This window comes from Methylorubrum populi (assembly GCF_002355515.1).
GTDB lineage: Bacteria > Pseudomonadota > Alphaproteobacteria > Rhizobiales > Beijerinckiaceae > Methylobacterium > Methylobacterium populi_A.
Genome location: NZ_AP014809.1, coordinates 96,492 through 117,369, shown reverse-complemented (window position 1 = coordinate 117,369; position 20,878 = coordinate 96,492). Strand labels below are relative to the sequence as shown.

Sequence of the window (20,878 nt, the reverse complement as noted above, 5' to 3'; positions counted from 1 at the left end):
GCCTCGGCGCCGTCCGCGAGCGTGGCGGGGTAGCTCAGCTGGTTAGAGCAGAGGAATCATAATCCTTGTGTCGGGGGTTCAAATCCCTCCCTCGCTACCAAATTTATGCAACCCCGCTAAGCACTTAGCGGGGTTTTTGTTTGCCTTGCTCTCTGCGGGTTTCGGCTTTAAGTCCTAGAACGGCGCTAGCGCAGCCGAAAAAATTATCGTGCGGGCGTAACGGTTTGCTGGGAGCTCACGGAGCAGCCTAGCGCACTTCTAGCGCAGTCCCCTGCACCGCAGTAACCAGACAGGGCCGCATCGTGAGCACCCCTGCAAACGCCCAAGCCGAGCGCTACCAGCTGTTCCAGCGTGCCGGCAGCACCCGATGGCAGGTGCGCTTCAGCATCAAGGGCCAGGGGCAGTTCAAGCGCTCCCTCGACACGGATGACCGCAGAGAGGCTGAGTGCAAGGCTGAAGCCATCTGGTACGAGGCCACCTACCGCGCCAGGCAGGGGCTCACAGCCAAGACCCATACCTTCGACAGCGTGGCTGAGGCCTATATCGCGCAGATCCTGCGGGAGGTGGAGCGCGGTGAGCGGCGGCCCGACCAGGGCAAGAGCGAGCCCGCAGTGATTCGCCGCTACTTCGTGGGCTACTTCGGCGTCAAGCTCGTCGACGCGGTCACCGAGGCCGATCTCGAGCGCTACGCGGAGTGGCGGCGCACCTACTGGACCGAGGGCCCTGGCAAGCTCGTCACGCACATCGAGTACGAGCGCGGCGGTCACCGCCTGCGCCGGCCCGTACGACGCTCTGCACCGTCCCTGAGCCGCCAGCGCGGTGAGACCGTGGTGCTGCGCGCGCTCCTTCGCTGGGCCACGCGGCAGGGCTATCTGAAGACCCCTCCGGAGATCAGCATCAAGGCCCGACGCTCGCCCGACAACCGGCGGCCGAGCTTCGAGCCGCACGAGTTCGCCCAACTGGAGGCGGCGAGCCTCAGCCGGCTGGTGGATCCCATGATGGACGGCACTGGCGCCGAGGTTCGGGCCAGCGACCGGCGCAGCTGGCGCATCAAGCGGCTGGACGACCATACACGACGCGATCGTACCGTGCTGCACGCCTACGTGATGATCGGCGCGTTCTCAGGCCTGCGCCCCACCGAGATGTACAACCTGACCTGGGGCGACGTGCTGGGCTACCGCGCCGGCAGGGACAAGAGCGTGGATGATCGGGACATCCGGCTGCAGGTGCGGGGCAAGGGCAAGAGCGGCAAGGCCATTCCGCAGAAGGCAGCGATCCCGTGGTTCGACACGCTGTGGATGCTGTTCGAGCGCGGCCTCGGCCGAGAACCCGCTGATTCGGACCCAGTGTTCGCGAGCGACCAGGGCAAGCGAATCAGCTCGGTGGCGAACGGCTTCACCGAGCTGCTGAAGGCAGCCGGTCTGGAACGGGATCACCGCGGTATCAAGCGCACCCCGTACTCGCTGCGCCACTTCTACATCAGCGAGCAGCTGGCGAACGGGGCTGAGGTGCTCGACGTAGCCCGGAACTGCCGGACCTCACTCGCTATGATCGACAAGCACTACGGACAGGTGCGGCTCGAGCGTGTGGTGGACCGGCTGCGACCGGAGTGGACGCGCGCCTGAACAGGCATCTCCGGAAGGGCTATGGAAGTTCATCGGAGGGGGCTCTAACGACACGATAGGTTCGGCGACTCGCCGCGAGCCGAACGTCTAAGGTCCTATGGGGTGACCTGTTATCACAGCGGATGATCCAGGAGTTCCGGGGGTTAATCGATGGGCGATGAAGGCATTGTCGGTGGAGAACAGGTCGACGACCTCACCAAACTCTACAAGACTGATCCGTCCATTGAGCACTACGTCAGGCTCCGTCGCGAGAAGCCGGGCGCTAGAATCGAGGTTGCCGTGATCGGTGGCCTCGAGTCCATGTTCTACATGCGGGAAGAGTTTGAGCGTTACGGAATCGACCCTGATCTCCTAGGCGGCATCTTGGACGCCGACCCAGAGGCGGTCAGCGAGGTTTCGCTGCGCCTTATGGAAAAGATGATCGAGGCTCGGCAGATGGACGGCGCCGGCCAGACGCATCTTATCCGTCGAGGTATGGCTATCCCCGACCGCCTGATCGATTGGGTGATCAGCTGCTCCCTCGACGCAATGAGCTGGAACGATGAACTTGAAGTTCCTCGCGATCTCATCGTGCTGATCAGGGAGCGTTTGGGAGGTCCAAAGCCGCAGTATGAGCAGGAGCGCGAGGTTCGGCACAAGAAAAGCAGCGCTGAAATCCTTGCTGGACAGCTTAAAGCCAAGGGCATCACGCCAACTTTCCGGCTCCTCGGCCAATACCTGAATGTCGCGCCCAGCACGGTAAAACGCTGGTTCGCGCCGGGCGAACTCGAGGAGGCCAGCGATCGCTGGGCGACGTTCTACGATGAGAACGGACAGATGCTTCCACTCAACCGCGTTGGCCGATGAGCGTTGCGCGCGAATTTAGGTGCGCAACGACGGCAACCTCGGCATCGTCAGGGTTAGCGACACCCTACAGCAGGCAAGACGATGCCCAAGCGTTCCATATTGTCCGTCCGTATCCCGCTCGTCGTGGAGGCCGAAGCTGAAGGTCCTCTCGCTGTCTGCCTACTGTTCGCGCTCGTGATCGGGCTCATTGTTGTCACTACCTTGTAGCGATACCCGTGCCCGCGACCCCGCGGGTTACCTCAAAAGCAAGACCGCAGTAGCCGCCTACCGGACATTGCAAGTCGCCGCGGAACCGAAGCGTCAGGCTTCAACGATACTTCATCAAGAGCTCCCGACACCAAAGGGAGTCAGCTCCAGCCGACCATAAAGTAACTTTTGACTCAAACCAACGCATCGGGAGCAATCTTCGTTTGCAATGAGCATAATCACGATCACATAGAAGATGTTGGCGGTCGCAAAGGTCGCTACCGGTCCCATCTGACATGCAAACGTGCAAAGCTCACTCGCACTTCGGCAGCGCCGAAATTGAGCCACGTTCGAAGTTTAGCGCTAACCCCCGACCTACCCTTTGCTCCCAGAGCGCCGAATACCAATATGATCGACCCCTCCCTACGCGCTGTTCTCCGCAGCCGCTACACAATACGCAGATTTTTTGTCATGTTTTGTCTACTTCTAGCAGGACTTCTGGTCTTGCTATGGCTTATTACAGCACTCGGCCCGGATCATGCGGCTTGGCGAGAGGCATCGACAAATTTCCTTGGTAATTTTGCGACCAGCGTTGCGGCATTCCTGGTGGTTTACGGCTTCTACGTCTACATCACACCTCCCGGTCTGCGAAACGCCGAAGTCGTTCCTCTGCGCGACGTCGAAATTGGCGATGAGATCATCCGGGCGAGTGAGGATATCTCCAACTACTGGTTCTGGGGCCGGAGCGGCAACTATTTCCGATCTGTCGTTCTTCCGAAGCTCGACGAGGCAGCGCGCGCTCGACGTCGGCGCATAACCGTCAAGGTAGTGCTTCCAGATCCCTGCCAGGCAGGAAGTGGGGAACTTTATCGACGCCTGAAAATAGGGCTGGGGGAAGCAGCCGACGACAATACACTTGCGGCCAACGTACTCGCGACAGTAGTCGCCACAGTCCAAGCCTGTCGAGCCAACCCTTACCTCAAAGCGGAGATCGGCTTGAGTCGCACCGTGCCAGTCTTACGATATGATCTGTCCTCAGCTGGCGGCCTTGTAACACGCGACGCAAAAAAACTGCCCGCCATCCTGGTCAATGCGCACAATCCCTATTTCGACATGCTGCAGGACGCGGTCGAGAATGAATTAGCGCAGTCAAGACTATTATCCTGGGATGACGCCGCTGCCATGCCGGCCGACGCAGATGGATTCGCACCTGAGCTCCTATCGTCTGTCCGAGGATTACCGATCTTCACCGACGAGGTCGTTGCGGCCGCCCGGGAAGCGATTTCGAAAGCGTCTCGCTATGTATGATGAGGTTATCACGGCCCTTGTGTCAGGGAGGGACATAAGGCGACTCGAGCCGGCGGTATTCGGACGACTGGCAGAACTCTTCCGCGTCCGGATGGAAGAACTGCTTCCGACGGCTGCTCGGATGCACCCGCTTGGCTTTGTGTACGCGACCGATAGACCTTACGAAGGGGTTGGCCTTCGATATCATCTCTGGCCGGCATCCTACGTTGCTTCGGCTGTGGAATCGGTAGCAGGCATTCACGATCATTCGTACGAGCTCAACTCCCTGGTAGTTGCCGGCGAATTGGTGCACGAAACCTTTGTCGCTGAGGAGCACCGTGACGGCCCCTACGAACTACTCGAAGTGAACTATGTTGACAGCGCATCGCAACTTCGACAGACCGGCCGGCGCTGCTCCCTCCGGCAGGACACGGAAACCCGTCATGTCGCCGGAACCGCTTATCGGCTCAATCCAGGGCATATTCATCGAGTACGCACCTTCGGAGGACTTTGCGCGACTCTCGTTGCTACCCGGTTGACCGATAGCAACCGAACACCGCGCGTGCTTCTCCCGGTCGGCGCTCAGATTCCAACGCCGAACGAGCGGCCCAGACTGACTCCGCTCGAACTGTATGACGCCCGCTCAGCATTGGCCGAGATTGCCGCCCTATCATAAGCCAACCACCACCGCGTTGCGGCTATGGCTGAATGGTTGCGGCGCTCCGCCACTCACGGCCTTGAACAATTCGACCACGACCGTGTCCGCTCCAAGGCAGCCCGATGATCATCGAATGCACCAACTGCCGGTCTTACGTTGATGCCACCGTTCGTGGCACTTTCGAGCAACTCTCGAGGGGACAGGGACCGTCATCTCTCTTTTCCCTGCTTTCCTGCCCACAGTGCTCATCGCCAATTTTGGTTCGCCAGACCAACATTGGGAACATGGCTGACGGTGACATTTGGAATAGTCCACAACTCGTATATCCGACTTCCGATCTTCTTGCTAACCCTAAGGCCTCCCAGAATATTCGAAAGGCTTTCGATGAGGCCTGCAGCTGCTATCGCGCTGATGCGTACACAGCATCAGCAATAATGTGCAGGAAGACGCTCGAAGGTATTTGTGAAGCGCACGGCGTGAGCGAACGAACGCTTGCTAGTTCTTTGAAAAAGATGCTTGATTCAGGGCTTATCGATGACCGACTTTTCCAATGGTCTGATTTACTACGGCTGGCCGGCAATGAGGCGGCCCACGGAGCAGGTCTCACGATAAGCCAGCCAGATGCGAAAGATATCCTCGATTTCACCGCTGCGATCATGGACTATATGTTCTCATACAGAGACCGCTTCGAGGAATTTAAAGCGCGCCGAATCAAGCCAAATCAAGGCCGCGATACGTAATTATTCGCCGCGGCCGGCGGCCAATGCGCCGAATGCGTGAAAAAGTAGAGATTGTTATCCATTAGATTCCCATGCGAATAAAAAATGTAAGACAGGTGCGGTTGTAATGCCTATAACTAGTAAGTGTATTTTTATTGTCATTAAGGCGTGCCAGCTTTCCGGCGGTTGAAAGAGTCGAAATGCCGCTTCAGGGATCGTTGACTTGGGCTGTGCGATGGATTTTTTGGAGCGCGGAGCTTGCGTCCACTTAGAGCTTCGTAAGTCGAACCTACTAGACCTGCGCCGATGACAATCGTCCGCGATATAGGCTCGACAGACAGAAGCCCACAATCGAAGAGAGTATGGAGATCGGCTCGCAATAGCAATCCATTTGTTACATGGTTCGTGGTTGCACCCATGTAAGGAGTGATGTGAGCCGCTTCGAGGACGTCAACGACGCTACAAGCCGTCATGGCACATCGGCGTGCGTAAGCATCCAGTAGAGCGTTCCGAAAATTAGCTTGCCCACGGCGAACTGTAATTGCTCTTACAGCACGCTCTGGCTGACTAGCAGAGGCTGGATCGAAGCTGCCGTCATCGCCATGGGTTCCGTCGATCTGGCCAAAGCCGTGCTCCGCGCTGGAAAGCATGCGCTCCAACTCTTCCGCAACTTCAGGCGGAACGCTATTTCCACTTGCCTGCGCTTCAACGAGCTCCTTCGGCACGAGGTGCTGTAGGTCCTCGTAGCTGATCAGGAAATCTTTAGTTGGATCAACAAGCTGATCAAACAAGACGAGAGCACGCCACGCAAGGCCATCGTTGTCGTTGATGCTTTCACGCTCCTCAGGACCACCTACAATCGTACCTGACGCGAAGATCCCGCGAGCTCCCTGTCCCTGTTTGAAAATAAAGACGCGATCACCCGGCTTTGCGGAGCGATGTGAGGAGATGCGCCACCACTCAGTTGCAGTTGAAGGGGTAGCCTCGAAGCGGGAAACGAGTGCTTGAAGCTCCTCCAGGGGCCAGCCGCGTGGGGCCGTTCGGTCCTTCTGTTTGAACGTTAGCCAATATGCCGCCACTAGCCTCGAAACCCTTCTGCATGGTACAGACAAGTCAGAAGGCATGGATAATCGGACGGTGCTTCGGGCGCAACCTCGACTGACTAAAATGAATTCATACCGGTAATCTCGCTCGCCAGTGCCGTGATCATGATCTGCTAATCACCGATCGCGCGTCGGCACTCACCATGGGTAGTTCTGTCAAAGCCAAGAACTCGCCTCAGTTCTTGATGGCAACACGAGGCTTAATGCCCCTCCACGGCGACACGCATCATCTCGTCGTTCACATCGATGTAGCGCTGCGTGGTCGAGAGATGCCGGTGATCAGCCAGCATCATGATCGCCTCGGGCGAGATCCCGGCATGTGCGAGACGGGTGATGAACCAGCGCCGGCTGCTATGGCTTGAGGCAGCGTCCAAACCAGCTTGGACGTAGAAGCCTTTCTTAACTGCGTGTGAACGTTAGCGCTGAATGCTTACTGCAGATTGTCAGCCTGTGCCAAATCTCGGGATATGGCCCTGAGCGCCCTGCCTCTCTCGTGCGGCGAGGAGGAATGGCAGAAGGACAGCCGTAAATGCCTCCGGATGCGAGTAGTTGATCCCATGGGCTGCGGCGGGGATGACGGCAAGGCGACCACGAGGCAGGGCGCCGGCGAGGCTCGTTACGAACTCATAGGGGACGATGTAATCGCGCGAGCCCCAGACCACGAGCGTGGGCTGGGAGACCCGCAGCGCCTTCTCCGCGATGCGATTGTCCACCATACTGCGCAAGGTCCGAATGTAGCGTCTGATCCCACCACGGGCATAGTCGGCGAGTGCTACCCAGGCGAGCGACCAGCGCTCGAACGGCGCGATTAGGAGGAAGCCCGCGATTTGCCGGATGATGCCTCGTGCCTCCGGGTCCGGCGTCGGCCCTTGCAGCACAAGGCGGTCGACAAGCTGCGGGTGATTGACTGCCAGTTCGACCAGCACCTCGCAGCCGAGCGAATTGCCGATGAAAGCCGCGCGCTCCAGTCCGACCTCCTGCATCCAGGCAGCCAGTGCGTCGGCAAGCTCGCCAACCGTGAGCGCCCCAGACGGCTTATCGCTCAGGCCGAAGCCGGGCAGGTCAGGCGCGTAGACTCGCATATGAGGGGCGAGATGCTCCGCGAGCGGGATCATGTAGAGACTCGACATCCCAAGGCCGTGAACTAGGATCACCGGCAGGCAGTCGTCCGATACGGGATCGACCGAAACACGGGCGTGCATTGTGATGCCACCGACGCGGTCGTGTCTCGCCGCGAGTCGACTAAGTCGTACTCTGTGCCCATGGCCCGCACGCCCTCCGGCTGCCGATCGGACGAGGGCCATTCCGGCCAGCAACGCAGCACCCGCCGCGACGGTCCACCGTACAAACACCCTCATCCACTCGCTTTTGCCGATCGCCGCCACGCTCTTTCGGCGGATGAGCGGCTGCTCGCTATGCCTGCGAAGCCGTCTCATCGGCTACGAAAGAGCGTACCCGGGGTCGAAGAATGTTGATGAAGCGGTTCACACGCTCGGCGAGCCAGACGAACGCCTGTTGCCTGATGGCAGAATCATCCAACGCCCCAAACGAGGCGCTATCGCCGATCCGCTGCCGGCCGTAGGGATCCGTGGAAAGGCGCGCCGAGCCGCCAAGTTCTTCGCGAACGCTATCCCATTCTTCAACAATAGCTTGGCTTGCGCGCTCCCCTACGGTACCGCGCGTTGAGGATAGGAAGACGCCGACTTCGTTCTTCAGCATGTCCCGATAGACTGTTAGCCAAGAGCTGCCATTAGGAGCAGGCATCGATACCGAGATGTAGCCTTGCCGAGCTGGGTTGGGTCTAGGCTGCTCTGGATCATCCAGCTTGAGCTGATCCAGAAATGCCTTCCAGAACTCAAAGCGAGCGTCGCCTAGAACTGCACGTTCAGGATCAAGATCGGCTTTGCTGGCGGCATTATCCAGGTCGCCTTGCTCGCCAAGCGCGAAACCCTCTGGAACAGCAACGATGTTGCGGATGATATTCGTCGTTCGTACCAACACCCTCGGTGTGACGAGGCGCCCTCCATCGGGCATCGTGAAAATCGGCAGCTCTACAAGACCCAATGAGAAATGTAGACCAGCATGAGCCTGGAGGTACTCTGCGATGGCCTCAACACCCTCTCGGATGCCATCGCCAACGATGAGCAGAAGGAAACGGCCTCGACGAAGATTGATGGTGAGATTGTCGTTGAACTCAATCTCATTCACCTCGTGGCCAGCCTCTCGCACCAAGCTGAGGACAGGATCTTGCAGCAGTTTCCACTTCAAACAGCGAGAGACCTCGCGCTGTAAGTCCGATGACGACCAGCGGCTCAGCTCTTTGGCGTAATCGAGGATCTGGCCGACCACCTCACGACGGCCCTGAGGGTTTCGCCAGAGTTTGCACTCTACGAGAATTGGCAGACCGGTCGGAGTGATCAGTAGGTTGTCGATCGGACCAGCTGGCGTTTGCAGCTCTCTGCAGATGGCCACCGGACTGGCGAAAATTGCATCGATTTCGCTGATAGGCAGGCAGCATGGATGCGCGTGCACCAGTGCCTGAATCTCCGCTTCGCTTACAGCCTCGGCGCTCGCCTGCTGGCTCAAGGGCGTGAGTGGAACGCCGGTCTTGGAATTGGGTGATATAAGGATAGGAGCGCTATGTTGCCGACTCATAGATGCTGTTTCAATTCTTTAACTGAAGGTCCACAGAGCAATCACGCCAAAGCTTTGTGGTGGCGAGTCTGCGTTCCGTTGAAATAGTGGCCGAGAGAGCAACCAGAATGGCCGATGAGGTGCTCGAAATGCGGTCGCATACCATCCTTGCCCGCACTATGGGCGCGCACCGCTCCGTGACATTCCCGACAGCGTAGTTTGCGTCCCGTATATTTTGTAAGCACGCTTGCCACGTCGACCGGCGTCCATGCCTTGTTCGCCCATAGCTCACATGTGTCGGCATCGTTAGGCATACTCAGCACCATGTCACTCTTGCCCTACCGATCTAAGGTCGAAAGAACCTCGCCGGCTTCGAAGACAGCCCCTCCCACGAAACTGTGAGAAGATCGGACAAAGCGATCGTGGCACCGGTCAATTGAAAAGTCGTGAAGCCTGGACGTAGAAACGCTCGATCAGAGCACCTCTACGGCGGCGCGCATCATCTCGTCGTTAACGTCGATGTAGCGCTGCGTGGTCGAGAGGTGCCGGTGGCCAGCCAGCATCATGATCGCCTTGGGCGAGATACCAGCGTGGGCCAGACGAGTGATGAACCAGCGCCGGCCGCTGTGACTTGAGCCACCATCCAAGCCAGCCTGTACGTAGAAGCCCCTCATTAACTGCGTGAGAACGTTGGCGCTGAACGCCGACCTCTTCTGCGTGATGAGGACCGACTGCGAAGCTTGTGGCGCTTCGATCAGGCTGGATCGGAACTGCTCGATCTCCCGTCGGAGGCGAGCGTTCATGAAGACAACTCGCGCGTGTCCACCCTTTGTCACGGCCGCACTAAGCCGGAGCTGTTCGCGTACCTTGCCCTCGCCATCTACGAGGTCGCCCCAGCGGAGCGCGGCAATTTCACCAACGCGCAGACCCGCCATGTAGCTCAGCATCAGAGCAGTTCGATTCCGACGGCCATATCTGCCCTGACTTGCGACGGCCAAAAGCCGTTTTAGTTCAGCCTCAGTGGGCACCTGGGCCTGCGGCATCTGAAAACCTCATACTTTGTGCGCCTTAATAGCAATGTATGATGTTTCCAAAATGAACTAAGAGCGAGTGCATACCTGCGCTCAGTAAGTTCAACAACTTAGCTGTAAATCTCAGAAAAACTAACTTTTATGATGTTTTGCGCTTGCTTCAGAACAACGCCCGACACGAGCAGCCGTTGGGAGCTCGAGAGCGACACCCGCTGCTCGCGCGCCCCCTTCTCAATGCGCTGTGGAAGCGTCTGCTAACCCGTAATCCGGACGGCTTAAAATGACCGCACCTGGCCGATTTTGTTGAAAAACCCGATGGCTGCCGCGATCACCGTCGGACGGGATGGGCGTCTGTCGTCGGGCCTCGTAGGTGCCTGGCCGGTCAAGCTGGGCTCGGCTGCGGGACCGGGATGATCTTTGCGAGCTTTCTGAGGTTCTGGGCAGCGGCTGCGAGGTGGAACTCGTCTTTCGCTCCGTTCGGCCCTCGCAGCCGGAGGCGGTCGAGCTTCAGGATGCGCTTGAGGTGGGCAAACAGCATCTCGACCTTCTTGCGCTCGCGCCGTGAGGTTTTGCCTTCCTCCGAGCGTGCGATGTCGCGGGCCATGTCCCGTGCGCCCTCGTAGATCGAGCGCGGGACCTTGCGCCTCGGCTCGTTCGGGCAGCACCGCGCCTTCAACGGGCATGGCGTGCAGTCGAACTTGCTCGCGCGATACAGCAGCGTCGCCCCGTCGTTGACCCGGGTGCCGGTCGTGGTCAGCACCTGGCCCGCCGGGCAGCGATAGACGTCGTCCGGCCGGTCGTAGGTGAAGTCGGCGCGTGAGAAGGTGCCGTCGGTGCGGGTCGATTTGTCGAACACGCTGATGTGCGGCTCGATGCCCTGCTCGTAGACGAGCCAGCCCAGCATCTCGGCCGAACCGTAACCGCTGTCGCCCGCCAGCTTGGCCGGATAGAGGTCGAAGCGCTCGCGCGAACGCTCGATCATGCGCTTGGCCGCAGTGACCTCGGCTTGTCGGATGGCCGTGGTCGCTTCGACGTCGACGATGATCGCATGGTCGAGGTCGATCAAATAGTTGGCCGTGTAGGCGAAGAACGCCTGCCCGCCGTGCGCTCCCGTCCAGCGCGCGGCCGGATCGGCGGGCGAGATGAACTTGGGCGGCACCGGCGTTGCTGCCCCGAAAGCGGCCTCGTCGAGGACAGCGAGGTACTCCCGAGCGGCGCGGCTCACCGCTTCGGGCGGCAGGCCGGCAGACTTTTCGACCCCCTTCTGCCGGTTGGCATCGGCCCTGATCAGGCTGCCATCGACGGCAAAGCCTTCGCCACCTACGAGGCCCTCGGCGATGCAGCGGGCCAGCACGGTCTCGAACAGGCGGCGCAAGAGGTCACTGTCGCGGAAGCGGCCATGGCGGTTCTTGGAGAAGGTGGAATGATCCGGCACCCGGCCGTCGAGACCGAGCCGGCAGAACCAGCGATAGGCGAGGTTGAGGTGGACCTCGTCGCAGAGCCTGCGCTCGGAGCGGATGCCGAGGCAGTAGCCGATGATCAGCATGCGGATCATCAACTCGGGATCGACCGAGGGGCGGCCCGTCGAGGCGTAGAACGGGGCCAGCTCCTGGCGCAGGCCAGTGAGATCGACGAAGCGGTCGATGGAGCGCAGTAGATGGTCAGCGGGAACGTGGGTGTCGAGCGAGAACTCGTAGAACAGAGCACCTTGCTCGACTTGCCGAGGTCCCATCATCTGCGTCGATCCCCGCCTCACAAAGGCAGTGAATCACCTCGCAAATGCCGCTGCAACAGCCGAGTTTTTCAACAAAATCGGCCGAAAGCGGAATGGCTGCTGTTAGGCTCAGATTGCGGGCAAGCGGACGTTCAGCGCGGCTAATTTAATGGGCTCAGAGTGCCGTCCTCAGGACCATCCACATCATACCACTGAAGGTCTGCATCAAGTTGCGAATCGGGCGTGACGCTGCTGATGCTGGCGCAAGCTGACGCCCAGTTTTTGCGCTCCGGACCAATGATATGTTTTGCAACTCAAAGTTATTCTTAAAGCAGATCCAACTTAACCGGAGGATACGATCGTCAACCTGAGGCTGATTTAGGTCTTGCGTGCGCTGGATTTGATCGCCTTGACCTCCCCAAGGGCATCCTTGGCGAAGTCCCGCCCTGTGGCGGTAACCACCAAGCCGGCCCTAGCCGCGCGTGCCGTCAGATGGCGAACTCGACGTCCGGCACCACCGCGAGCCGCTCGGGCAACGGCGCCTCGAGCGTGAACCGCACCCAGCCGGGCGGTAGTCGATCCCGGCCTTGCCGCCCATCTCGGACGCGAGCGCCCGCTCGATCAGGCGTAAGCCCAACCCGGCGGTCGTCTCTCTGATCGAGGCCTCGGCCGGAAGTCTGTGACGCGCAGGGTCGCCGATCCGCATCGCGCCCGGCAGACGCACCCGTACCCGCATCATGCGCCGTTGCACAAAGGGCCCGAATTCCGCTCCTTGGTCATCCGGACGACCAAGCTTCGACCTTCCGCGGCAGGATCCCGTGCACGTCCGTCCCGCAGCCTTTTGAAGCTTGCAACTTGCGCGGACTTATATATGTACGTGTGAGCATATATGGGGACGGTGACGATGCTGGCTGAGGGGTCAATCGGCGCTCGACGGACGTCGCGGCAGGCATTCCTGTTCCCCGGGGCGGCGCTGTTCCTCGGCCAGGCCACCGATCAGCGGCTGCATCGCCACAGGGCGTTCGAGGTCGCCATCCCGCTGGAAGGCCATATGCGCATCGAGACGGCGCGCGCCCCGGGCATCGGTCCCGAGGCAGGCGTCCTCGCGCCACTCGAACATCATCGCGTCATCGCGACCGGCAGGACCGCCTTCCTGTGGGTGGATCCTGAAACCCGTGCGGCCCGCGCCTTGGCGCAGGTCCGCCCCTCCGTGGACGGCAAGGGGCACGAGCGGTTGGTGTCACTGCTGCGCGAGATGGACCGTTCGGAGCCGACCCATGACGAGGCATGGGCGCTGCTCGACCTCTGGCGTTCGATCTGGCTCGACGGACTGCCGCAGTTGCCGCGGCTGGACCGCCGCGTGTCAGAGGTTGTCGATCTCATCGATTCCGCGCCGGTACCGCTGGCCAACCGCTACGAGGCTGCCGACCAGGTCGCCCTCTCTCCGAGTCGGTTCTCGGCGCTCTTCACCCAACAGGTCGGCATGCCGCTCAGGAAGTACCTCCTCTGGCGGCGCCTGCTCTTTGGCATTCGCCGCCTCGGCAACGGGGCTTCGGTGACGTCGGCCGCGGTCGAGGCCGGCTTCGCCGACGGCGCGCATTTCAGCCGGGTTTTCCGGGCGACCTTCGGATGCAAGCCCTCGTCGCTCGCGAACATGAGGGTCGTCGCGAGCGAAGCCCACCCGATCTCGCCGCGACCCCGACCGAGCTAGGTCGTGAACTCATAACGGCGGCACGGTTGAGCGGCTGTGTCGTTGGTCCTTCAGGACTGGAGGATCACGAATGGCGCGGTTTGACCTGACGGATGCGGAGTGGGCGGCGATCGAGCCGGTTCTTCCGACGGACGTTCGCGGCAAGGAGCGGGCGGACGACCGGCGGGTGCTGAACGGGATCTTCTGGCGGCTGCGCACGGGCGCGCCCTGGGCCGACATCCCGGCGCGCTACGGCCCGCACACGACGTGCGGCAACCGTTTCCGGCGTTGGCGCAAGCGCGGGGTCTGGGATCGACTTCTGAAAGCCGTGTCAGAGACTTACGAGGGCGACCTGCAGATGATCGACGCCACCAGCGTGCGGGTGCATCAGCACGCGGGCTGCGCTAAAAAAAAGACGACCGATCCCGTGGCATGGGTCGCTCGCGCGGCGGCCTGACGAGCAAGATCCACGCGCTGGTGGATGCCGAGGGCCGGCCCATCGCGCTCAAGATCACCGAAGGCCAAGCGCATGACGGTCGGGCGGCCGACGACATGCTCGGCGATCTCGGCCCAGGGCAGACCCTTCTGGGTGATCGCGCCTACGACAGTGATGCGCGGCGCGAGCGCTTGGCCGAGCAGGGAGCGTGGGCCAACGTGAAGCCGATGCCCAACCGCAAGACCGTGCCCGCCTTCAGCGCCTTCCTGTACAAGTACCGCAATCTGGTCGAGCGGTTCTTCAGCAAGATCAAGCACTTCCGCGCGGTCGCGACCCGATACGACAAGGATCCGGAAAACTTCCTCGCCAGCGTCAAGCTCGCAGCTGTCCGCGTCTGGCTCCGAGCTTAATGAGTCTGCGACCTAGGACGCGGCCCCGTCTCGCGGGACCGTCGTATCGTTCAAGGAATTCCCGTCGCCCGGCCCAGATGTAGGTGCAACCAGCGCAAGACCGGGTCGAGGGCGAAAGCCCCCACGTCAGGTATCCGCATTTGCGCGGAGCTCTTGCAGAAACATGGAGATCATCGATGAGAGCCGTAGGCCCCCGTAAAAAGCACCTTCCCACCGCGCTCGTCGGACTGGTGCTGACGTGCCTCGTCGGATCGGTCATGCAGGTCGAGGCACAGGAGTTTCACGACACCCCGTCGGAGACGATCCGCGACCGCCAGGCATGCACATCTGACGTCATGAATCTCTGCCGGGCCTTCATCCCGAACCGGACCGCCATCACCAACTGCCTGGTCGAGAACATCGACCATCTCAGTCCGGCCTGCCGCACCGTGATCGCGAGCCGTCGATGACCGCGGCACCACTCGACCAGCCCCTGGCCGGCGACGGGGTGGGCGGCGAGGCCGGTCACGGTCATCCGCCCTCGGTGGGCCGCCGCGTCTGCTTGCAGCGTCGACGCCCGACGTTATATGTACGAAAGGACACTTATTCGGCGGGTGGGATGGTTTCTCGACCCAGAGGGCCGGCCGAGGCGGGAACCCGTCCGCGCGGCCGCAGGACCAAAGACATGCCGGACGGTCGGCAGGCCCTTCTCCGTGCGGCGACCCTCGCGTTCTCCAACGACGGCTTCGACGGAGCCGACATCCGGAGCATTTCCATCGCTGCGGGGGTCAGCCCGAACCTGGTTCGCATCCATTTCGGCAGCAAGGCGGAGCTCTGGGAAGCCTGCCTCGACTTAATCGTGACGGCGACGACGCCTGTCATCGACGAGGTCGGAAAGCTTTCCAGGCAATCGGATAGGCCCTTTTACGAACGTCTGAGCAATCTCATCACCACGGTCGCGAACTTCTACGCGGTCCATCCGGAGGTAAGGGATTTCGTCTTCCACCACGGGTCGGACGCCCCCGAGCGAGCGGTGATGGTGACGGAGCGCCTCCTCAGGCCGGCCTACGAGGCCTGCCGTTCGTTGTTCGCAGCCGGCATCGAGGCCGGGATCGTGCGCAGCAGCCATCCGGCCCTGTTCTTCTCGCTGCTCAACGGTGCCGTGGGCCAGCCGCCCGCCTTCCCGGCGATGCTGAATCGGCTCGCGCCCGACATCGACGTCGAAGAGGCGCGCAGGCGCATGGCCGAGACCGTGGTCGCATCGCTGCTTCACCGGGCCGCCTGACCCGACCAGCCTTCTCCCGACGTCGATGGCGCCGGACCGAGCGACGGGACGCCGGCATCACCAGCCGGGTCCCGGCTGGCCAGCGGTCCCGGGCACGATGGTGAAGATTGAGAGAGCCGCCATGCCGCTCACCTTCGTTCGACGTCCATCCTCTCACGGAGGCCGACCACGCCTCCGCATAGGACGCTGGGCCTTCGGCTTCGCCCCCTCGCCGGAAGTCCAGCCAGCAGGCCGCGCGGGCAATAAGCCCGATCCCCGCGCGGCCTCCGACCTCGCCGACTTCCGGGGGGCGGTCCGCGGCAAGGAAAGCCTTCGCCGGTGCCGGTGGACCGAAATCCAGCCGCGGCAGGATCATCGGCTACCCCCGTGCCGAAGCCATCACTTGTTCGAAGAACTTCGAACCCATCGCCTTAAGCCGCGGTGGAGAACTTCGTCTCGGCTGCCGCCAGCGACGGCAAGTCAGTCGTATCGTTCAAGCGTTCAGGGCCGCCTGCCCGTAGCGTCCCTGCTCCGGCCCGAGGGCCGAAGCACCATCGGCCGGGGGGCTCAGTGAATGTGCCGGCTTCCCGGACGATGGCAGTGATGCAAGCCGCGGCACCGACCTTCAGCCTCTTCGGGGCCTTCTTCCCTGCGTGGCTCGTCTGCGCGGTCGCGGGGATCGTCGGCGCGTTGTCGCTCAGGGTGGCATTCTCCGTCATCCAACTCGACGACGGCATCCCGTTCAAGCTGCTGACCTACACCTGTGCGGCCTTGGCCATCGACTGTGGCCTCTGGCTGCTGCTGTTCGGCCCGTGAGCGATATGCGGCCGCATGGTTAAGGCACTCCTCGGCAGGCTCGTCGCCCTCGCGATCATCCTCACGGCGGTCGGCGTAGGCTGGAGCTACTACCGCGCGACGCAGCACAACCCGACCTCCGACGATGCGTCCATCGATGCGGACGTGGTCCACATGGCCGCCTCGGTCGGGGGACGGATCGTCGAGTTGCCGGTGCAGGAGAACCAACTGGTCCGGAAGGACGAGGTGGTGTTCCGCATCGACCCGGAGCCCTACCGCCTGCGCCTGGAGGCGGCCCTGGCCGAGGTGAAGGCCGGCGAGGGCCTGCTCGCGAGCCAGACCCGGGCCGTCGCCACCGAGCGGGCGAACGTGGAGATCGCCGATCAGCAGGTCGTGCGCGCCCGTTCAAACCTCGAACTGGCCACGAACACCCTGGCGCGGATCAAGCCGCTGCATCCGAAGGGGTACGTGTCGGATCAGCAGGTGGACGATGCCGCCACGGCCAAACGCAACGCCGAGACAAGCCTGACCCAGGCGATGCAGCAGGCCGCCGCCGCCCGCGGCGCGGTCGGTGACACGGAATCGGCGAAGGCCAACCTGGAGACCCGCAAGGCCACGGCGGCCCTGGCGGCGCGTGACCTCGCGAACACGGTCGTCAAGGCGCCCCACGAAGGCCGCGTCACCGGCCTCACCGTCAAGTCGGGGGAATTCGTCGCCCCCGGCCAGTCGCTCTTCACCCTGATCGTCACCGACGAGTGGTTCGCCGTCGCCAACTTCCGCGAGACCGAACTCAACCGCATCCGGGGCGGCGGGTGCGCGGTCGTGTACTCGATGATCGACCGGACTGTGCCCATCAAGGGACGCGTCGACAGCATCGGCTACGGCGTCTCGGGACAGGACCGGGTGAACCTGCCGCGTTCGGTCCCCATCGTCGTCCGTTCCGTCGACTGGGTCCACGTCGCCCAGCGGTTCCCCGTGCGCGTGAAGCTGGAGAACCCGCCGGAGGATCTCGCCCGGCTGGGCGCCAGCGCCATCGTCAGGATACCCCGCGATGGCGACTGCTGAAGCACGCGGCCCGTCGCCCCTCCTCGCCGAGTTGGCGCCTTTCCCAGGCCGCACCGGGATGGCCCCGCGGGTGACCGCGGTGTCCGTGCTCGTCGTCCTGGCATCGATGACCTTCAAGGTCCCCGAGACCGCGGTCAGCGTCTTCCTCGTCCTCTTCCTGCAGAAGCCCGACAGCGCGACCACCGTCCTGATGTGCATCGCCCTCTCGGTGCTGCTGCCCATCATCGTGGGGATCATCTTCGCCGTCGCGATCCTGACCCTGGACTTCCCCCAGGCGCGGGTCGCCGCGATGGTCCTGCTGTCGTTCGGCATCCTTTGGTTAGCCTCGGCGAGCAAGCTCGGCGCCCTGGGCAACACGATAGGCCTCGTCCTCGCCTACGGCATCGACCTGCTCGGCAAGGGCGCCAACGGCGAGCTCGTGACCCGGGGCCTGCTTTATGCCCTGCAGTTCTCGATGATGCCGCTCGCGGTGTTGATCGCCTTCAACCTGCCCTTCGGCCGGCATCCGGAGCGGCTCGCGAGGGAGGCGCTGGCGGAACGCCTCAGGCTCGCTGCCGCGTGCTTCGAGGACCCGGGCCGCGCGGATGCCATTCGCGTCGTGGACCTGGACGATGGCGCGATCCGGAAGCTGGTACGTCTGGCCGGTCTCCTGGGCCGTCTGAAGCGGACGTCGGCGGCGCGGCTGGGCGCCCTGATGCCCGTCAGTCGGGCGCTCCTGATCAGGCTTGCCGCCGGTGGGGGCGCCGGACAGCCCACGGACCGTCCCGACCTCGGCGCCCGGTGCCGGGACCTGGCGCAGACGGTCGAACACGGGCGACCGACGACAGGGGGCGCAAGGCCGGCCGTCCAGCCGGGAGACGCCCTCGGGGATCTGGTCACGGAAGCGGAGGAGGCTTTCGCGAGCGGCCGGGCCGCAGCGAAGCCGAAGGTCGCGAAATCGGGATTCCTCAAACCCGACGCGTTCTCGAACCCCGACCACGTCCGCTACGCGCTGAAGACGACGTTGGCGGCGATGGCCTGCTACCTCACCTACGCCATCCTCGACTGGCCGGGCATCCACACCTGCATGATCACGTGCTTCGTGGGGTCGCTGCTCACGGTCGGCGAGACCAACCGGAAGCTGGTCCTGCGCCTATCCGGCTGCCTGATCGGCGCGACGCTCGGCCTCGCGACCCTCGTGTACGTCCTGCCGCACATCGACGGCATCACCGGCCTGCTCGTCGTCGTCGCCGCCGTCGTCCTGCCGAGCGCGTGGGTCGTCGTCGGCAGCGAGCGGATTTCGTACATGGGCATCCAGATCGCCTTCGCGTTCTGCCTGTGCGTACTGCAGGGCTTCGCGCTGAAGACGGATCTGACCGTCGCCCGCGACAGGATCATCGGCATCGTCTTCGGCGACCTCGTGATCTTCCTGGTGGCGACCCGGCTCTACCCCGTTTCGATCCTGCCGGAGGTGGAGGCGACGGTGCGCCGCTTCCTCGCCGGCATCCGCGGCCTCGTGGCGAGGGAGGAGACCGGTCCCGTCGGCCAGCGTTCCGACCCCGGCGCGCTGGAAGCCCTGGAGCGCCTGCGGGACCAGATCGACGCCCTGGCCTACGAGCCGGGCGACGGCCCCGAACGGGCGCGGCCCGCCACCGACATGCTCGACGCCGGGGAGGGTCTCTACGAGCGCGCGGCCCGCATCGGATCGCTCGCCGCGGAGCACCGCCCCCCCGCCATGGCCGGTGCCCGAGCCATGGCGGCTGCCGTGGACGGGGCGATGCACGAGGCGGACGACCCCGAAGCGCCCGCAAGGGGCGCCCCGGACGTGGCCGGGTTCGCCGAGGCGTGGCGGACGCTCCGTTCGGACGCAGCGAGGCGTCACGCACATGCTTAGGATACTCCGTCGCGCCTTCGGTTTGGCGACCGTCCTCCTCACGGCGGGATGCGCGACGTCGTCCCTGGACCTCGCCCCGGCGACGCCCGGCACGCCCTTCGTGCCGCCAGGCGCACCGGCGCCCATCGAGATGAGCGAGGTCGATTTCGGTCTCCCGGCCAGGCCTGCGCTCGCGGTCGTTCAACCGCCGCCGGCCACAGACCCCGTCCGGGTCCACACCTTGCCGGAACTCATCGACATCGCGCAGACCACGAACCCGACGACCCGCATCGCATGGGAGCAGGCCCGGCAGGCGGCTTTGGCGGTCGGCATCGTCAAGGCGAGCTACCTGCCGGTCGTCACCGCCACGGTCCTCGGCGGGTATCAGTATACCTCGTCGAGCCAGACGCTGCCGCTCACCGGCCGGACCGGCAACCTCGGGACCGAGGCTACCGGCACGGTCTCGACGGCAGCCTTGCAGTGGCTCCTGTTCGATTTCGGGCAGCGTGACGCGCTGGCGAAGGCGGCCGGCAAGCTGTCGCTCGCCTCGAACATCTCGTTCAACGCCGTCCACCAGAAGATCATCTATGACGTCGGGCGGCAGTTCTACGAGTTCGGCGCCGCCCGCGAGCGCGTCCGCATCGCGGGTGCGTCGCAGCGTGACGCGCGGGCCGTCCTCGACGCCGCCGAGAGCCGCCTGCACCAGGGCGTCGGGACCACCGTCGAGGTCGCGCAGGCCAAGCAGATGCTCGCCCAGGCCGACTTCGACCTGGTCCAGGGCCGGAACGCCGAGCGGGATTCCTACAACGGCCTCATCGGCGCGATGGGCGTGTCGCCGGTCACGCGGATCCGCGTCGAGGACGCTTCCGTCCATCCTCTGCCCCCATTGGTCGGTGCCCCCCTGGAAACGCTCGTCGGAACGGCCCTGCGCCACAGGCCGGACCTGCAGGTCGCGGTCGCGACCGCACAGGCCAGCCGCGCCGGCGTCGCCGCGGCGGAAGCCGACTTCCTGCCGAAGGTCTTCACGTCGGTCTCGGGGAACTCCGTGAACGGCCGGCTGAGCGTGACGTCGTTGCCCATCGTGGGGAACGTCGGGAGCTCCGCCCTTGGCACGTCGCCAGGAAGCAGCAACGTCACCGTGCTCGGCGGCGTTTCCGTGCCGATCTTCGACGGAGGCGTGCGGGCCGCGCGCCTCGAAGAGGCGAGGTCCCGGACCGCGCAGGCCGAGGACACGTTCATCCGCCTACAGCAGGACGCGGCGCGGGAAGTGGTCGTGTCGGTCGACGCGCTGAAGAGCGCGCTCGCCGCGTTCCGCGCCGCTACCACGCTCGTGGCAGCGTCCGCGGTCAGTTACGACGCGACCCTGTCTGCCTATCGCAGCGGCGCGGGGACGATCACGGCGGCGCTGGAGGCGCAGAGGGCTCTCTTGGCGGCCCGGAATGCGCGGGGCCAGGCCCATGGCACGGCGCAGATCGCCGCCGCCACGCTGGCTTTCGCCATGGGTAGCGCGACCAACGCCCGGGCTTTCTCACGATGACCGCGGCGCCGCCGTCCCGACGACGATCTGCACTTGGCGTGCCGCCG

The 20,878-nt window shown here is 63.3% G+C and carries 19 protein-coding genes and 1 tRNA gene; 13 read left to right on the top strand and 7 right to left on the bottom strand.

The annotated features are described in order from the left end of the window. Positions 1 to 23 precede the first annotated feature (23 nt). From MPPM_RS00550 to MPPM_RS00535, 5 genes are all read left to right on the top strand, one after another. Positions 24 to 100, top strand: a tRNA-Met gene (locus MPPM_RS00550). 202 nt (positions 101 to 302) lie between these two features. After that, on the top strand, positions 303 to 1,625 hold the full coding sequence (locus MPPM_RS00545; RefSeq protein WP_096482909.1) for a tyrosine-type recombinase/integrase: 1,323 nt from the start codon (positions 303 to 305) through the stop codon (positions 1,623 to 1,625). A 150-nt stretch (positions 1,626 to 1,775) separates the two neighbouring features. Then, the gene (locus MPPM_RS00540; RefSeq protein WP_017482992.1) at positions 1,776 to 2,471 is read left to right on the top strand and encodes a hypothetical protein; all 696 of its coding nucleotides are present in this window, start codon (positions 1,776 to 1,778) and stop codon (positions 2,469 to 2,471) included. A gap of 594 nt (positions 2,472 to 3,065) precedes the next feature. After that, the gene (locus tag MPPM_RS27705) at positions 3,066 to 3,965 is read left to right on the top strand and encodes a hypothetical protein (protein ID WP_157914060.1); all 900 of its coding nucleotides are present in this window, start codon (positions 3,066 to 3,068) and stop codon (positions 3,963 to 3,965) included. 759 nt (positions 3,966 to 4,724) lie between these two features. Continuing rightward, positions 4,725 to 5,342 carry a DUF4145 domain-containing protein gene (locus MPPM_RS00535; protein WP_197705065.1) on the top strand — a complete coding sequence of 206 codons (618 nt, stop codon included), beginning with the start codon at positions 4,725 to 4,727 and terminating at the stop codon, positions 5,340 to 5,342. Positions 5,343 to 5,482: 140 nt separating this feature from the next. On the opposite strand, the gene MPPM_RS00530 is transcribed toward MPPM_RS00535, so the two are convergent. From MPPM_RS00530 to MPPM_RS00505, 7 genes are all read right to left on the bottom strand, one after another. Next, complete coding sequence (locus tag MPPM_RS00530; RefSeq protein ID WP_197705064.1) at positions 5,483 to 6,400, bottom strand: HNH endonuclease; 918 nt, start codon at positions 6,398 to 6,400, stop codon at positions 5,483 to 5,485. A 224-nt stretch (positions 6,401 to 6,624) separates the two neighbouring features. After that, positions 6,625 to 6,798 (bottom strand): tyrosine-type recombinase/integrase, encoded by a 174-nt coding sequence (locus tag MPPM_RS00525; protein ID WP_017482993.1) that lies wholly within the window; start codon positions 6,796 to 6,798, stop codon positions 6,625 to 6,627. Between the two features lie 69 nt (positions 6,799 to 6,867). Next, a complete protein-coding gene (locus MPPM_RS00520) occupies positions 6,868 to 7,626 on the bottom strand; it encodes an alpha/beta fold hydrolase (protein ID WP_096482903.1) in 759 nt (252 codons plus the stop codon). A gap of 211 nt (positions 7,627 to 7,837) precedes the next feature. Further along, positions 7,838 to 9,010 (bottom strand): hypothetical protein, encoded by a 1,173-nt coding sequence (locus tag MPPM_RS00515; protein WP_244573434.1) that lies wholly within the window; start codon positions 9,008 to 9,010, stop codon positions 7,838 to 7,840. A gap of 110 nt (positions 9,011 to 9,120) precedes the next feature. Next, the gene (locus tag MPPM_RS29415) at positions 9,121 to 9,372 is read right to left on the bottom strand and encodes a hypothetical protein (RefSeq protein WP_506992360.1); all 252 of its coding nucleotides are present in this window, start codon (positions 9,370 to 9,372) and stop codon (positions 9,121 to 9,123) included. Between the two features lie 159 nt (positions 9,373 to 9,531). Further along, the gene (locus MPPM_RS00510) at positions 9,532 to 10,101 is read right to left on the bottom strand and encodes a tyrosine-type recombinase/integrase (RefSeq protein WP_096482898.1); all 570 of its coding nucleotides are present in this window, start codon (positions 10,099 to 10,101) and stop codon (positions 9,532 to 9,534) included. Positions 10,102 to 10,471: 370 nt separating this feature from the next. Beyond that, complete coding sequence (locus MPPM_RS00505; RefSeq protein WP_096482896.1) at positions 10,472 to 11,824, bottom strand: transposase; 1,353 nt, start codon at positions 11,822 to 11,824, stop codon at positions 10,472 to 10,474. Between the two features lie 883 nt (positions 11,825 to 12,707). Between MPPM_RS00505 and MPPM_RS00500 the strand changes: the two genes are divergently transcribed. The 8 genes from MPPM_RS00500 to MPPM_RS00465 all read left to right on the top strand — a co-directional run bounded on the left by MPPM_RS00500 (position 12,708) and on the right by MPPM_RS00465 (position 20,831). Next, entirely contained in the window at positions 12,708 to 13,514 is an 807-nt protein-coding gene (locus MPPM_RS00500) for an AraC family transcriptional regulator (protein WP_162296242.1), read from the top strand. Positions 13,515 to 13,584: 70 nt separating this feature from the next. Further along, positions 13,585 to 14,339, top strand: a protein-coding gene (locus MPPM_RS00495; RefSeq protein WP_096482775.1) for an IS5 family transposase whose coding sequence is annotated in 2 segments (ribosomal slippage) — positions 13,585 to 13,900 and positions 13,900 to 14,339 — 756 coding nt in all. Because the reading frame shifts where the segments join, the coding sequence is not laid out codon by codon here. Positions 14,340 to 14,515: 176 nt separating this feature from the next. Continuing rightward, positions 14,516 to 14,788 carry a hypothetical protein gene (locus tag MPPM_RS00490; RefSeq protein ID WP_244573433.1) on the top strand — a complete coding sequence of 91 codons (273 nt, stop codon included), beginning with the start codon at positions 14,516 to 14,518 and terminating at the stop codon, positions 14,786 to 14,788. Continuing rightward, positions 14,785 to 15,603 (top strand): TetR/AcrR family transcriptional regulator, encoded by an 819-nt coding sequence (locus tag MPPM_RS00485; protein WP_244573432.1) that lies wholly within the window; start codon positions 14,785 to 14,787, stop codon positions 15,601 to 15,603. The genes MPPM_RS00490 and MPPM_RS00485 overlap by 4 nt, the downstream gene beginning before the upstream one ends. A 582-nt stretch (positions 15,604 to 16,185) precedes the next feature. Then, positions 16,186 to 16,398 carry a YtcA family lipoprotein gene (locus MPPM_RS00480; RefSeq protein ID WP_052516914.1) on the top strand — a complete coding sequence of 71 codons (213 nt, stop codon included), beginning with the start codon at positions 16,186 to 16,188 and terminating at the stop codon, positions 16,396 to 16,398. Positions 16,399 to 16,413: 15 nt separating this feature from the next. Continuing rightward, positions 16,414 to 17,442: a multidrug transporter subunit MdtN gene (mdtN, locus tag MPPM_RS00475; RefSeq protein ID WP_043074402.1), complete on the top strand. Its 1,029-nt coding sequence runs from the start codon at positions 16,414 to 16,416 to the stop codon at positions 17,440 to 17,442. Between the two features lie 70 nt (positions 17,443 to 17,512). Continuing rightward, positions 17,513 to 19,315, top strand: a complete 1,803-nt coding sequence (locus MPPM_RS00470; RefSeq protein WP_157914058.1) for an FUSC family protein — start codon at positions 17,513 to 17,515, stop codon at positions 19,313 to 19,315. Beyond that, positions 19,308 to 20,831 (top strand): TolC family protein, encoded by a 1,524-nt coding sequence (locus tag MPPM_RS00465; RefSeq protein WP_244573431.1) that lies wholly within the window; start codon positions 19,308 to 19,310, stop codon positions 20,829 to 20,831. The genes MPPM_RS00470 and MPPM_RS00465 overlap by 8 nt, the downstream gene beginning before the upstream one ends. The last annotated feature ends 47 nt before the right edge of the window (positions 20,832 to 20,878 follow it).

Coding starts and splice junctions, on each gene's coding strand:
- MPPM_RS00540 (WP_017482992.1), top strand. CDS start 1,776: ATGGGCGATGAAGGCATTGTCGGTGGAGAACAGGTCGACGACCTCACC.
- MPPM_RS27705 (WP_157914060.1), top strand. CDS start 3,066: ATGATCGACCCCTCCCTACGCGCTGTTCTCCGCAGCCGCTACACAATA.
- MPPM_RS00535 (WP_197705065.1), top strand. CDS start 4,725: ATGATCATCGAATGCACCAACTGCCGGTCTTACGTTGATGCCACCGTT.
- MPPM_RS00520 (WP_096482903.1), bottom strand. CDS start 7,626: ATGCACGCCCGTGTTTCGGTCGATCCCGTATCGGACGACTGCCTGCCG.
- MPPM_RS29415 (WP_506992360.1), bottom strand. CDS start 9,372: ATGCCTAACGATGCCGACACATGTGAGCTATGGGCGAACAAGGCATGG.
- MPPM_RS00510 (WP_096482898.1), bottom strand. CDS start 10,101: ATGCCGCAGGCCCAGGTGCCCACTGAGGCTGAACTAAAACGGCTTTTG.
- MPPM_RS00505 (WP_096482896.1), bottom strand. CDS start 11,824: ATGATGGGACCTCGGCAAGTCGAGCAAGGTGCTCTGTTCTACGAGTTC.
- MPPM_RS00500 (WP_162296242.1), top strand. CDS start 12,708: ATGCTGGCTGAGGGGTCAATCGGCGCTCGACGGACGTCGCGGCAGGCA.
- MPPM_RS00490 (WP_244573433.1), top strand. CDS start 14,516: ATGAGAGCCGTAGGCCCCCGTAAAAAGCACCTTCCCACCGCGCTCGTC.
- MPPM_RS00485 (WP_244573432.1), top strand. CDS start 14,785: ATGACCGCGGCACCACTCGACCAGCCCCTGGCCGGCGACGGGGTGGGC.
- MPPM_RS00480 (WP_052516914.1), top strand. CDS start 16,186: ATGCAAGCCGCGGCACCGACCTTCAGCCTCTTCGGGGCCTTCTTCCCT.
- mdtN (WP_043074402.1), top strand. CDS start 16,414: ATGGTTAAGGCACTCCTCGGCAGGCTCGTCGCCCTCGCGATCATCCTC.
- MPPM_RS00465 (WP_244573431.1), top strand. CDS start 19,308: ATGCTTAGGATACTCCGTCGCGCCTTCGGTTTGGCGACCGTCCTCCTC.